We start from the raw sequence: 13,262 nt of genomic DNA, 5'->3' as shown, positions 1-13,262 counted from the left end.
ATTTTATCCCCCCTCACCCCCCTTTGAAAGGGGGGAAATGATTGTTATTTTGTTTGGAAGAGATTTACTTACAAATGCCTTCTAAACTTTAAGCTTGGTCGATTTTTAGTGAGGAAATTTAATTAAATGATCCATGTGGTGGGCATTGGCCTGGATGGTGCCGACGGTTTGACTAGTTCAACACTAGAATTAATTGCCCAAGCAAAAATATTGGCCGGCGGCGATCGCCATTTAAGTTATTTCCCGGAGTATGGCGAAAAGAGTTTAGTCATCAAGGATTTTTCTGCGGATCTAAAGAAAGTTGAAGAAATTTATACAACTTTAAAAACTGGGGAAATTATCGTCATTTTAGCTTCCGGTGATCCCCTTTACTTTGGCTTAGGACGGTTGTTACTAGAAAAATTTTCTGCGGAACAATTAAAATTCCATCCCCATTTAAGTTCCATCCAGCTAGCCTTTAATCACTTAAAAATGCCCTGGCAGGATGCCACCATCATCAGTGCCCATGGAAGATCCAACGAGTTGCTCACACAAGCCCTGCAAAAAGGAGCAAAAAAATTAGCCATTCTCACCGATGGGCAAAATCATCCAGGGGCGATCGCCAATTTATGTTTATCTTTGGGGTTAACCACCACTTACCAAGCTTGGGTTTGTGAAAACTTAGGGGCAAGAAATGAACAGATTCAAGCCTTTGATTTGCCATCTTTAGCATCCCTAACCGCAACGGATTTTTCCCCCCTCAATGTAGTGGTGCTAGTTAAACAAAAGCCAGAAAATCCCGTAATTGATCTGGATCAGTTACCCATTTTGGGCATTGCAGATCATTACTTTGCCAGCTTTGGCGATCGCCCTGGCATGATTACCAAACAGCCTATCCGGGTGCAAATTTTAGCCGCTTTATCCTTGCAACCCCGACAAATTATTTGGGACATTGGGGCCGGTACTGGGTCAGTGGCGATCGAGGGTGCCCGGTTGTGTCCCCAGGGAAAAGTTTTTGCCATTGAAAAAACTAGCGCTGGTCAACGGTTAATCGCACAAAATTGCCAACGATTTCAAGTGCGAAATGTCGAGGTAGTGGCCGGCCCTGCCCCAGAGGTTTTAGTCAATTTACCCACTCCTGACCGAATTTTCATTGGTGGTAATGGCGGGCAATTAATCCCCATTTTGCAGACCTGTGGGGAACGTTTGGGACAAGATGGTTTGGTGGTCATGGCGATCGCCAGTTTGGAGCATTTGAGCTTAGCCCTGGGCTGGTTTAAGCAGCAACAATGGCACGTGAAAGTGCAACAGGTGCAAATTAGCCAGAGCGTTAAATTTGCCGAACTGACCCGCTTTGATCCCCTCAATCCGATTTATTTGCTCACTGCGGGGAGGAACTCCATGGGAAACGACGACCTTGGTTAACTTCCCCCAATGCCGTGTTCTACACTAAAAAGCACCACTAACATTTTCCCTTTGCCACTTTGCTATCCTCTGCCCCCCAACATACCGATGCTGCCCTGGTGGAGCTAAAAAATTTAGCCCAAACCCTATTGCCCCGGCTCGTGGAAATCCGTCGCCATCTCCATGCCCATCCCGAGTTGAGCGGCCAAGAATATCAAACGGCGGCCTATGTGGCGGGGGTGTTGTCCTCCTGTGGCCTCCACGTCGAAGAGGCGATCGGGAAAACGGGGGTGGTGGGGCAGTTGTCCGGCAAAGGAGACGATCCGCGGCTGTTGGCCATCCGTACCGATATGGATGCGTTACCCATCGAAGAAATGGTGAGTTTGCCCTTTGCTTCCCGCCATCCGGGGGTGATGCATGCCTGTGGCCACGATATCCACACCACTTTGGGTTTGGGTACGGCCATGGTGTTGTCCCAAATGGGGCATAGGTTACCGGGGGATGTGCGCTTTTTATTTCAACCAGCGGAGGAAATTGCCCAGGGGGCCAGTTGGATGATCCAAGATGGGGCCATGAAGGGGGTCAGCCATATTTTAGGCGTTCATGTTTTTCCTTCTATTCCGGCCCAGCAGGTGGGCATTCGTTACGGTGCGTTGACAGCGGCGGCGGATGATCTGGAAATTTTTATCCAAGGGGAATCGGGGCACGGCGCTAGGCCCCACGAGGCGATCGACGCCATTTGGATTGCCGCCCAGGTGATCACAGCCCTGCAACAGGCCATTAGCCGCACCCAAAATCCCCTCCGGCCCATGGTGCTTTCCCTGGGGCAAATTAGCGGTGGCCGGGCTCCCAACGTGATTGCCGACCAAGTCCGCATGGCCGGCACAGTGCGATCGCTCCATCCCGAAACCCATGCCCAACTGCCTAAATGGATCGAAAGTATTGTGGCCAGCGTTTGTCAGACCTATGGGGCAAAATATGAAGTCAATTACCGCCGAGGGGTGCCCTCAGTACAAAATGATGCTCAGTTAAATAAATTGTTGGAAAACTCGGTACGCCAAGCCTGGGGGGAAGAAGCCCTGCAACTCATTCCTGAACCATCCCTAGGAGCAGAGGATTTTGCTTTATATCTAGAACACTCCCCTGGAGCCATGTTTCGTTTAGGCACTGGCTTTGGCGATCGCCCAATGAACCATCCTTTGCACCATCCTCGCTTTGAAGCAGATGAAACGGCAATTTTAACGGGGGTTGTCACCCTCAGCTACGCCGCCTGGCAATATTGGCAAAGCATTTCAATGTAATGCCTTAATGACCAAATTCAAGAACTGTTAAGGAGGGATTTTGAATTTGAGGATTGACATGGATGACAAAATAGCTATCACCAGAGGTTAGGTAGAGTATAATAGCTAAATAATTTTACACTTTACGTAATTGTGATCCACTTATCACTTAGGCGATCGTTTCCCGCCAACCCTTCGGTGGTTTCAAAATGTCTGAGGTAGGCTCCAAAGCCAGTGGCCCAGATTATTTGCTCCAGTTCTTGGAACCCCGCCATGTAATGGAAAACATTCAACGTTAAGGTTTTACACCAATTGAGAGGGAAGAACAGCTATTAAATGCAATGACAATATGATTGCTTGAACTAAGAAATTTTTAAAAAGAGGCAGAATTAGATGTCGAAAAAACTTTTAATTTCTATCTTATTAATAGGGGGATTAATTAGCCTATTAATTGGCATAAGTCCTGTATTTGATAAAGAAAAAACTCCAGATGACACCAAAATTATCTTTGGTGGAATTACTGGTACTTTTGTTTTTTGGGGAATTTCAGGTTATTTTATTTGGGATAATCGGCAAAAACAAAAATCAGAAAAAGAAAAAATTAGTTATCTTCGCAAAATATTTGTAGAGTTAGTTGAGATTGCCGATGGAAAAATTACTATCCTTGAATTTGTATCTCATGTGAGTCGTCAAGGTAGAAGACAAATTTCCGGTGATGAAGCAAGGGTGTTTTTAGAGCAAATGGCGAAAGAATTTGATGCTGGTTATGAGTTTACAGATTATGGCAACACTGTCTATATTTTTGGAGCAGGTGAAAATCAACCAGTACAAAAACCAAATTTAAAGGTAGAGAAATCAATTGAAAAAGTCGAAAAAATCTTAGTGCCAACGCCAACATCGGTAGAAAAAACAAGATCAAACTTAATTCCATTGGATTCTTATTTATTACAAAAACTTGAAGAAAATTTGGCACAACAAAATTGGCAAAAAGCAGATGAAATAACTTCTCAACTAATATTAAAGGCATCTGGTCAAACAATCAGTCTAAATCCTGATGATATATCAAACTTGCCTGTGGGTCATCTACAAAAAATAGACGAACTGTGGCAAATTAATAGTGATAGTCGTTTTGGATTTTTAGCGCAATTAGAAGTCTTTAAAGATTGTTTTCCTAATCAGGGGAAAATTATTCTTGATTCAGAAAAATGGCGAAAATATGGATCTGCTTTAGGCTGGTACGTAAATGCGAAATGGCCTAATCATCATCATGATTTGAACTTTTCTCTAGATGCACCAAAAGGGCACCTCCCGTTCCTTCCGATTTGGCAGGGTACATGGTGGGGTGGTTTTATCGATGGCCAGGGAGAAAGATTTTACTTCTTCTTAAAAAGAATTGAACAGTCTAAATTGTGTACTTATGTTAGGTTTGATAACATTGGTGACATTAATGAGCTTTACAACACAGAGGAATTACTCCATAATCTTTAAGATTAGTAGCATAATTTGAACTCGCATGAAAAGACGAGCATTATAAACTGAAGCCAAACAAGAAATTGCCAATATTGTAAATAATCAATTTTCTCGAAGTACTATTCCACCGGATTCGGTAAGATTTTGAGCCGGAATATGTGCATCAGGCAATAGAATTTAAGAAGAGATTGATCTATTTGACAGATTTTCCATTACAGAATGACCCATTCCCCTGAATCCAACCCGACTCTGAGCGCCGCCGAAGCCGCTGAACTGATCCGTTCCCTGTTGCATAAAGAGGGGACTTGGGTGGATTGGGGTAAAAAATGTCAGCAATTACAGAAGGCAGGTTACGGTGCTGAAGAAATTTTTGAGCAGTCCGGCTTCCAAAAAGTGCAGCAAAATTTGGTGATTGTGGCTAGTCAAGTGTATGAAAGTCTGGTCAAGCAAGGCATCGATGAAACGGTACTATCCTATTATCGGGGTCCCAAAAGTGACGTGCTGTACGAGCTACGCATCCTCAACCACCAACAACGGGCGATCGCCGCAGTGGAGGCCCAGCAGAAGAATTTGGCTGCCGATGAAGCGAAGGAATTGGCTAAGGCATTTCAGGAATTTGGTTACCTGTCCCAACTGCCAGAAGGTTTCACCGACCATCCTGGGGACGCATTGGCCTATCAATGTTGGAAATTAGCCCGGCAGAAAAAGAATTTGCCGGAAAGAACCCGTTTAATTGTCAAAGGATTGAAATTTGCCCATTCCCTCAACGCCCGTCAGGCGATCGAAAAATTACTGACTGATTTAACCGCCCAGCCCAGCCGGAAAGCTCCCTTGGTGCCGGTGTTTCGCCTTGAGGAAGACCAGGAAGCGGCCAGACTTATTCCAGTGGCGGGGATTTTTCCCCTTGAGCCCCAGGCGGTGCAGACAGTACAGTCTCTGGAGCAAGTGGAACCTTTTGGTTTAGTTAATTACCAAGGGGAAGGGGCGGTGGTGCCGGTGCCCCAGTGGCAAGCAATTTTGACCGCGGAAGATCCGGTGGCGATTTTTTGTCCGGCAGGGCAAGTGTCGGAATCCCTAGCCCGTAAGGATGAACAGGTTTTGGTGGTGGTGGATCGCAGCAAAAAAATTTGGAATGATGGCAGTTATTTTCTGCTCAACCAAGGAGAAACAGTAGCAATTCAATGGTGCGAAACAGAGCCAGAAAGGGAGATTTTAGCCCAGGTAGTGTTGGTGCTACGACCGAAGAAAATTTTCGATGCCAATAACCTGCGGGAACCATGGCAAATGGATGATTAAACTGGCGGTTTGCTCATCGGTGGAACATCCCAGGGGCAAAAATCTTGGAGTAAGCTAAAGGAAAAAGTTTGAGTTGCTCCCCATGCGTATCGACCTTTCCTTGCTTTTAAGTGACCAAAATTTGGATGCTGGGGCCCCCACCAGTCAGCGGCAGTTGCGGATAGCTGTGGCGGCCAAAGCGGATGACCACGATCGCCGGTTGCCTTTAAATTTGTGCTTGGTGTTGGACCACAGTGGCTCCATGGATGGTCAGCCTTTGGAAATAGTTAAAAGTGCGGCCTTGGGGTTGATCGATCGCCTGGGGGAAGATGATCGCCTTTCAGTCATTGCCTTCGACCACCGGGCCAAAATTGTCATTGAAAATCAACAGGTCCGGAACGGGGCGGCGATCGCCAAGGGCATTGAACGGTTGAAAGCAGAAGGGGGCACCGCCATTGATGAGGGATTGAAACTAGGGATCCAGGAAGCGGCCAAAGGCAAGGAAGACCGGGTTTCCCACATTTTTCTGCTCACCGATGGGGAAAATGAGCACGGGGATAATGACCGTTGCCTGAAACTTGGCACGGTGGCATCGGACTATAAGCTCACGGTTCATACCCTTGGTTTTGGCGACCATTGGAATCAGGACGTGCTGGAGGCGATCGCCGCTTCGGCCCAGGGCAGTTTAAGCTACATCGAAAATCCCAGCGAAGCGTTGCAGACCTTTCGCCAACTATTCCAACGCATGAGCAATGTCGGATTAACCAACGCCCATCTCCTGCTGGAATTAGCCCCCCAAGCCCATCTCGCCACTGTCAAACCCGTGGCCCAGGTGTCGCCGGAAACCATGGATTTAACCGTGCAAAACCAGGGAGCAATCGAGGAAGTGCGTCTAGGAGATTTGATGACCGACCAAGAAAGGGTCTTACTGCTCAACCTTTACCTAGACCAATTACCGCCGGGGCAACACGTCATTGGCCAAGTGCAAATTCGTTACGATGACCCTGCTTCTGGGCAAACCAATCTGCTGTCCGACCCGTTACCCTTGACCATTCAGGTGCAAACCCAGTACCAACCCAGCACCGATGTCCAAGTGCAGGAATCCATTCTCACCCTGGCTAAATATCGTCAGACCCAAATCGCTGAAACTAAGCTCAAAGCCGGCGATCGCCAAGGGGCGGCCACCATGCTCCAAACCGCCGCCAAAACCGCCCTACAAATGGGCGATAAAAATGGCGCTACTATTTTGCAAACCAATGCCACCAGACTCCAATCCGGGGAAGATTTGTCCGAAGGCGATCGCAAAAAGACCCGCATGGTCAGCAAAACCACTCTCCAACCGCCCTCTGCACCATCAGAGCATTAATACAGATATCCTAGGGCTTTCCCAACTTGAGTTCCGCCTAAAATCTGGTGGTGGAAGGACTAGTTACCTGCACATCTAAGGCCGCCTTGGGGTAGGCAATCCGTTGGTGATGGAACTGTTGCCACACCCGTACGAAAACATCGGCAATAATGGGCAATTCTTCGTATTTCAAGCCACTATCCTGCAATTGGTTATCTCGCCAGCGGGCCTTAAAAATACGGTTAACCATGGCCATGGCGGTTTCTGGATTGGCTTCTCTGAGGGAACGCAACGCCGCCTCACAACTGTCCGCCAGCATCACAATGCCGGTTTCCCGAGACTGGGGAATGGGACCGGTGTAACGGAATTCCTCTTCATTAACTGGCGGTTCCCCCGCCCTTTCCGCCGCTTCCTTGGCTTGGATATAAAAATAGGAAATCAACATTTGTCCCTGATGTTCAGGAATAAAGTCCCGCACCACCTGCGGTAAACCGTAACGTCGGGCCATCACCAACCCTTCGGAAACGTGTTTTTTGATAATGTCCACACTGACGTAGGGATCATTGATTTCATCGTGTTTATTAGGGCCCCCCATCTGATTTTCAATGAATCCTAAGGGGTCGTGCATTTTGCCAATGTCATGGTACAAAGTTCCGGTTCTCACCAGTTCAACGTTACAGCGCAATTCCCTGGCCGCCGATTCCGCTAAACAGGCCACAAATAGGGTGTGCTGGAAAGTACCAGGGGCTTCTTTGGCCAACCTTTGTAGCAGGGGGCAGTTGGGATTGCTCAATTCCACTAGCCTGGTGGGGGTCACCACGTCGAACAATCTTTCTAGGTAAGGAGAAACCCCGATCGCCATGGCACTCCAAGCCAAACCGAGTAGGCCATAGACAATGGCACTGGGCAGAGCAGTGTACCAAATAATTGTGACCGCTGAGGCGTTAACAATTAAATATGTGAATAAATAAACTATGCCCTGGGTGGCCCCTACCCCTACCCCCAACAGGGCCAACTCATCCCGAGAACGGAGCTTACTGGCAATCATACCCGCCAACAAAGCCGCCGCTGCACTACCCAACAAGTATTCCCAAACAATGGATTCCATGGCAAAGGCGGACAATCCCCCCACCAATACCACTTGGGTGATGGCCAGGGTGGGGCCATAAAAGCTACTGGTGAGCAAACTGATGGCCGGCAGGTTGTTATAGACCGGGTCAAGCAAAAATAAGACTGGAGTGCTGACGCTGAGCAAACAGAGGAGAATATGGTCCCGCCGCCGTAGGGGCCGATGGATACGCCGACTTACTCCACAGAAAATAATTAAAGCGCCCCCCACCAACCCTGCTGTCCGCAACAGGCCTTGCCAGTTCACCTGGCGCTGACTCAGGCCATAGCCGTCCAACAAAACAAATTGCTCTTGGGTAATGACTTCCCCCGCCCGCACAATCACACTGTTTTTCTCGGCGGATACTTTGACGTTTTCCATGGCCAGTACCGCTTTTTCCGCCAAGTTTTTGGTGGCTTCCTTGTCAACAGTCAGATTATATTTATCCTTGAGTAAATTATTTAAGCTATTCTCCGCCACTTGGTGGGCCTGGGGGGGCAAAATGTTGCGCAAATGGAGTTGTACCGTTTCCCCCAACAGAGGAGCAGTGATGCCCGCCGGTAGGCCCTGGGTGAGAATGCGGTCATGGACTTGGATAATGGTCTGTTGGGTAGTTTGCCAGGTGGGCCCGTCTAACTTCAATGCCCCGATCTGGTTATTGGTAATCTGGCGATCGGCCTTAACCTCCGCTAAGCGAGCCGTCACCCGACCATATCTATCCTGGGCGGTCCTGATGCTGGTGAGTAAGCCCGCCATGGTTTCAGGGGAAGTGGTGGCTTTTTGTTGATCAAATAACTGTTGCAGTTTGGCCAACTGGGGTGAAGCCATGGGCAGTGGCTGGCCATAGCTAATATAATCTTCCAATTGTTGCCATTCCCCTGGCCCCAGACTACGAAGTAAATGTTGCTGCTCCAGGGTAAAAATCTTGGTGTCTATGTAGGGAAAGGTACCGGCTAGGTAGCGGAGCTGGTTGATGGCATCCAGATATTGACTTCTTTCTTGTTTGAGTTGGGCGGTTAACTCGTTATCCCTTTGTAGGCGGGGAATGGTACCGGCCCGCACTTCCTTCCGCTTTTCCTCTGTGGTTCTTTCGTCCACAAAACTGCCATCTTCCGGGGCGTAAATGGTGTAGGGAGATTCGGTGCCAACGCTGAGCTGGGGCTGGTTATAGAAACGGTAACCCACTACCCCGGTGAGGGACACCACTGTAATACCCAACATCACTGGTGGGTGGGCAATGCGTACAAACCTGGAGCGGTGGATTTTTTGCCAAATGGTTTCATCTTGGGAAGTGGAGGCCGTGGTCCTGGGGAGAGGATGGCTAGAGGCAGTGGACTTTTTTAGTTGGGACGCCACTGCTTGGCGGAGGGCAAAAATTGCTTTCATAGCACCAATGGATGGGCAACGGCTGGAAAATGTTGGGCTGTCCAGTTAGTTGCCATGGGTGGGGAGGATCTGTGCATATTCCTGTTGAGAGACCAATTTTAAACTAGATCGACGTTGCATTCCCAACGGGGGAGCTACAGCCAAGGCGGGGTTTTCCTGGCCGGAACCAACACTAAGACGACCGGACCATCTCCGCCAAAGTTGTTGTCCTAAGGGCAAAAAGTTGGCGCGCACTGTGGAGCGATGGTCTGTTATTAGAGCTTGTTGGCTAATCTCCATACCATTATAAGCTCCCACGAGGGCGAGGGTTAAGGGGGACAAAATCCCCGGATAAGGATTCTGGCCAGGGTGATTCACTTGATTTTTCCTCGGGGGTGAAAGGGCGATCGCCTTTGATGAAGATTGTTCTGCCATTCTTAGTTGGCGAAGAATTAACCGGGGTTGGGCGGGGTTTTGACCCCAGAGATAAATGGCGGTGCTAACCAGATGGATCCAGGGATCGGCAGTTTGGCCCGTGGTTCTGGGGGAAATATAATTTTCTAAACATGCGGCGATCGCCGTTAGGCCCTGGCGTAACTCTGGGGAAAATGCCGGGGCCGGAGTAACTGGCCACCATTGCGCTGGTGCTCTCAGTAGGGCTGGCAACTGGTGAATGGCAAATCTTTCCGACAGGATAAGGGTCAGTAGTCTTTGCCATAGTAATAAGGCGGGCTCGGCCTGGTCACCACCGACCCATGCAGGGCAATGATTCTGACAAAGATGGAACCAGTGGGATAGATCCTGCCTAAAGCCGAAGGGATTTTCGTGATGGTAAAGAGCTAAAACAATTAACCAATTAACCAACTCTGCCGTAGTTAAGGCTGGCTGTTGGGACAAAGCATTTTGCCAAAATCTTTCCGGCAAAGGAGTTTGGTAAGGCTCGGATAATATGTACTGCCAGGGTTGGCCCCATCGGGGGAAATTAGCTCGATTCTGGTGGTTTTCATCCCAGTCTTTTCCCCCCAAGGCCAGGAGTAAGGAAGCTTGAAAGCGGGAGAGGGGAGAAAGGGCCATGGTGGAGCGGTAATCTGGAACAGTGTTGAATGTAGGAAGTTTGGAATTTGTCCATCATTGATGATTTTGGTTGCCCCCAGGAGTCAGCTATCTCCGCCCTCCGATCGCCATGGTTAAAAATGTTGCGACAGCACCGGGCGATCGCCGTTATTCGCACTGATTCCATCGACCTAAGTCTGCAATTGGCTAAGGTGGCCATCGAAGCAGGCATAGGACTAGTGGAAATTACCTGGAACAGTGACCAGCCGGGGGAAACCATTGCTCACCTGCGTCATCAATTTCCCCATTGTGCCATTGGTACGGGTACAGTCCTCTCTCAGGAGGATTTGCTCCAGGCCGTTGCCAGTGGAGCCCAATTTTGCTTTACCCCCCACAGTGAGCCAGAATTAATTACCAGCGCCGTGGCCCATGGCATCCCCATTATTCCCGGTGCCTTTTCCCCCACGGAGATTGTCCAAGCCTGGCAGAGGGGAGCCACCGCCGTCAAAGTTTTTCCTATTAAAACCTTGGGAGGAGTGGACTACATTCAAGCTCTCCAAGGTCCCCTCGGCCAAATTCCCCTTATTCCCACCGGAGGGGTAACTTTGGCAAATGCCCAAGCTTTCCTAGCGGCCGGAGCGATCGCCGTTGGCCTATCTGGACAGCTATTCCCCCCCCATTTAGTAGAAACCAAAGCCTGGAGAGAAATTGGCGATCTAATCCGTACTTTGTTGAAAGAAATCCAGACACCAAGGGACTGATAGTACAAAAAGACGATTAACCCCATGGGTAAAAGCAGGGGAGCCACTAAAGTTCACAGGTTTACACCGAATTTTCCATTTGAAAAGTAGTAAATCATACAGAAAACAATCATGTAAAAATTGAATACTCTAATGGTTTGATGTCCGAAAAAGTCTAGTTTCTTCTATTCTTCGACCAAATCTATGGCAGGGCACTATCACAGAGCTGGCTTAATAATTTGGGAGAAATGGGTGGGGGCGGACTTTCGTAGAACAATGTAGATTAAAGTACAAAATGTCTAATTCGATATTGTCTAAACTAAATGTGGGTGAGAGGAGTCCTGTTAATCGGACACATTCCTCGCGTACGGAGGCAGAAAAGTCATCCCTTTTTCGCTTTGTACGCCGTAAAATTAATTCTCCCTGGTTGGCCTGTGTTCCCTTAACAGCCCTGATTGTGGCAATCTGGAACGCCGCGGCGATCGCCCAAGACACAGAAATTGTCAACATCACCGTTGAAACCGTTAACGAAAATGTTGCCACTCTCCAGGGAACCCTTAATGCCATCTGGATTTTGATAGCCGCCATTCTGGTTATCTTCATGAACGCTGGTTTTGGGATGTTGGAAACCGGCCTTTGCCGGCAAAAAAATGCCGTTAACATCCTGACCAAAAACCTGATCGTTTTCGCCTTGGCCACCATAGCTTACTGGGCGATCGGTTTTTCCTTGATGTTCGGCAGCAGTGGCAATCCCTTCGTCGGTTTCGGGGGATTTTTCCTGAGCGGCGACCACACCAACTATGGATTAAGCCCATTTCCAGAAGGGTTGCCCGTAGCAGTATTCTTCTTGTTCCAGGTTGCGTTCTCTGCTACCGCCGCCACCATTGTTTCCGGTGCTGTAGCTGAGCGGATCAAGTTTAATGAGTTTTTGATCTTCAGTGTTCTGTTGGTTGGTATTGCCTATCCCATCACTGGTCACTGGGTTTGGGATGCCGGCGGCTGGCTTTACACCATGGGCTTTATGGACTTTGCTGGTTCCACTGTAGTTCACTCCGTTGGTGGTTGGGCTGCTTTGGCTGGAGCTTTCCTTCTCGGTCCCCGCTTAGGTAAATTTGTCGATGGCCGACCCGGCGCTATCCCTGGCCACAACATGGGTTTTGCCATGCTTGGTTGTCTAATTCTCTGGATCGGCTGGTTCGGTTTTAACCCCGGTTCCCAATTAGCCGCCGATCAAGCCTGTGCCTACATTGCCGTTACCACTAACCTTGCTGCGTCTGCTGGTGGTCTCACCGCTACTTTTACCTCATGGCTCAAAGATGGTAAGCCTGATTTGACCATGGTAATCAACGGTGTACTGGCTGGACTGGTGGGTATTACCGCTGGTTGTGCTGGAGTATCCTACTGGGGGTCTGTCATCATTGGCGGTATCGCTGGAATTTTGGTGGTCTACTCCGTTGCCTTCTTCGACAAAATTAAAATTGATGACCCCGTGGGTGCCATTTCTGTTCACTTGGTCAACGGTGTTTGGGGAACCCTGGCAGTGGGCTTCTTCAACATGGAGAAGGGCTTGTTTTACGGCGGCGGCATCAACCAGTTAATCATTCAAATCGTTGGTATTCTGGCGATCGGTGCTTTCACCGCCATCTTCAGCTTCGTTGTTTGGGCTATCCTCAAGCAAACTATGGGCATCCGGGTGTCCGGCGAAGAAGAAATGATCGGTTTGGACATCGGCGAGCACGGCATGGAAGCTTACACTGGCTTTGTTAAGGAAACTGATTCCTTTGGTAGTGCTGTCTCCGGTGCCACTGTCCCTGAATAATTCGTCTGGGCTGGAAGGATAAAATTTATCCTTTCACCGACTGCAGGCAAATTAATTGTCATCAAACTGGCAAAAAATAGTAACTATCTTCAAGGGGGTCGGTTTTTCCGCTCCCCTTTTGTTGTTTGTTAGGAGCAACAGATGGTTAGTGGAAAAAGTTTACCTGTTAAGGAATGCCGAGGGCCGATTCTACTATCACCATAAACAGCCAGGGCGAATTAGAATCCCCATGGCTCACCTGGGGAAGAATCCCAAATTCAAAAAAGCTACCAAATAAGCCTGTCGAAAACCTATCGCTCTTCTATCAGTGTAGGTGGGAAGGTAAAATAATTGGAGCAATAATAAGGTCTCCTAAAGCCATTACTGCCTTCTTCAATTTGTCAAATCAGCAATGGAAGTTTCTCAATAACTGAGGTGTATAAAT

Annotated in this window: 10 protein-coding genes; 7 read left to right on the top strand and 3 right to left on the bottom strand. The window is 48.6% G+C overall.

The genetic code is table 11. The features are described 5' to 3' along the window. Positions 1-126 precede the first annotated feature (126 nt). Together cbiE and BWK47_RS13730 are read left to right on the top strand one after the other, a co-directional pair. Complete coding sequence (gene cbiE, locus BWK47_RS13735) at positions 127-1,404, top strand: precorrin-6y C5,15-methyltransferase (decarboxylating) subunit CbiE (protein ID WP_162329074.1); 1,278 nt, start codon at positions 127-129, stop codon at positions 1,402-1,404. A 98-nt stretch (positions 1,405-1,502) separates the two neighbouring features. Further along, positions 1,503-2,684 (top strand): M20 family metallopeptidase, encoded by a 1,182-nt coding sequence (locus tag BWK47_RS13730; protein WP_162329708.1) that lies wholly within the window; start codon positions 1,503-1,505, stop codon positions 2,682-2,684. A 122-nt stretch (positions 2,685-2,806) separates the two neighbouring features. On the opposite strand, the gene BWK47_RS17280 is transcribed toward BWK47_RS13730, so the two are convergent. Then, positions 2,807-2,938, bottom strand: a complete 132-nt coding sequence (locus BWK47_RS17280; RefSeq protein WP_257793027.1) for a hypothetical protein — start codon at positions 2,936-2,938, stop codon at positions 2,807-2,809. A gap of 118 nt (positions 2,939-3,056) precedes the next feature. Here BWK47_RS17280 and BWK47_RS13725 point away from each other — a divergent pair, with 118 nt between their 5' ends. From BWK47_RS13725 to BWK47_RS13715, 3 genes are all read left to right on the top strand, one after another. Beyond that, positions 3,057-4,151, top strand: coding sequence for a GUN4 domain-containing protein (locus BWK47_RS13725; protein ID WP_162329073.1), 1,095 nt, complete (start codon positions 3,057-3,059; stop codon positions 4,149-4,151). A 201-nt stretch (positions 4,152-4,352) separates the two neighbouring features. Then, positions 4,353-5,429 (top strand): RuBisCO accumulation factor 1, encoded by a 1,077-nt coding sequence (locus BWK47_RS13720; protein ID WP_162329072.1) that lies wholly within the window; start codon positions 4,353-4,355, stop codon positions 5,427-5,429. Positions 5,430-5,511: 82 nt separating this feature from the next. Further along, positions 5,512-6,774, top strand: coding sequence for a vWA domain-containing protein (locus BWK47_RS13715; protein WP_162329071.1), 1,263 nt, complete (start codon positions 5,512-5,514; stop codon positions 6,772-6,774). 37 nt (positions 6,775-6,811) lie between these two features. On the opposite strand, the gene BWK47_RS13710 is transcribed toward BWK47_RS13715, so the two are convergent. Next, positions 6,812-9,247 (bottom strand): HD family phosphohydrolase, encoded by a 2,436-nt coding sequence (locus BWK47_RS13710; protein ID WP_010873862.1) that lies wholly within the window; start codon positions 9,245-9,247, stop codon positions 6,812-6,814. Between the two features lie 45 nt (positions 9,248-9,292). Then, complete coding sequence (locus BWK47_RS13705; RefSeq protein ID WP_162329070.1) at positions 9,293-10,300, bottom strand: hypothetical protein; 1,008 nt, start codon at positions 10,298-10,300, stop codon at positions 9,293-9,295. A gap of 47 nt (positions 10,301-10,347) precedes the next feature. Here BWK47_RS13705 and BWK47_RS13700 point away from each other — a divergent pair, with 47 nt between their 5' ends. Beyond that, positions 10,348-11,040, top strand: coding sequence for a bifunctional 4-hydroxy-2-oxoglutarate aldolase/2-dehydro-3-deoxy-phosphogluconate aldolase (locus BWK47_RS13700; RefSeq protein ID WP_237269654.1), 693 nt, complete (start codon positions 10,348-10,350; stop codon positions 11,038-11,040). Positions 11,041-11,314: 274 nt separating this feature from the next. Continuing rightward, entirely contained in the window at positions 11,315-12,838 is a 1,524-nt protein-coding gene (locus BWK47_RS13695) for an ammonium transporter (RefSeq protein WP_010873859.1), read from the top strand. Positions 12,839-13,262 lie beyond the last annotated feature (424 nt).

It is taken from the genome of Synechocystis sp. CACIAM 05 (assembly GCF_010222815.1).
GTDB lineage: Bacteria > Cyanobacteriota > Cyanobacteriia > Cyanobacteriales > Microcystaceae > Synechocystis.
This window is presented reverse-complemented; position numbering and strand designations above follow the sequence as displayed.

Bases quoted from the DNA above. Each gene is read 5' to 3' on its own strand.
- cbiE (WP_162329074.1), top strand. From the start codon at position 127: ATGATCCATGTGGTGGGCATTGGCCTGGATGGTGCCGACGGTTTGACT.
- BWK47_RS17280 (WP_257793027.1), bottom strand. From the start codon at position 2,938: ATGGCGGGGTTCCAAGAACTGGAGCAAATAATCTGGGCCACTGGCTTT.
- BWK47_RS13725 (WP_162329073.1), top strand. From the start codon at position 3,057: ATGTCGAAAAAACTTTTAATTTCTATCTTATTAATAGGGGGATTAATT.
- BWK47_RS13720 (WP_162329072.1), top strand. From the start codon at position 4,353: ATGACCCATTCCCCTGAATCCAACCCGACTCTGAGCGCCGCCGAAGCC.
- BWK47_RS13715 (WP_162329071.1), top strand. From the start codon at position 5,512: ATGCGTATCGACCTTTCCTTGCTTTTAAGTGACCAAAATTTGGATGCT.
- BWK47_RS13710 (WP_010873862.1), bottom strand. From the start codon at position 9,247: ATGAAAGCAATTTTTGCCCTCCGCCAAGCAGTGGCGTCCCAACTAAAA.
- BWK47_RS13705 (WP_162329070.1), bottom strand. From the start codon at position 10,300: ATGGCCCTTTCTCCCCTCTCCCGCTTTCAAGCTTCCTTACTCCTGGCC.
- BWK47_RS13695 (WP_010873859.1), top strand. From the start codon at position 11,315: ATGTCTAATTCGATATTGTCTAAACTAAATGTGGGTGAGAGGAGTCCT.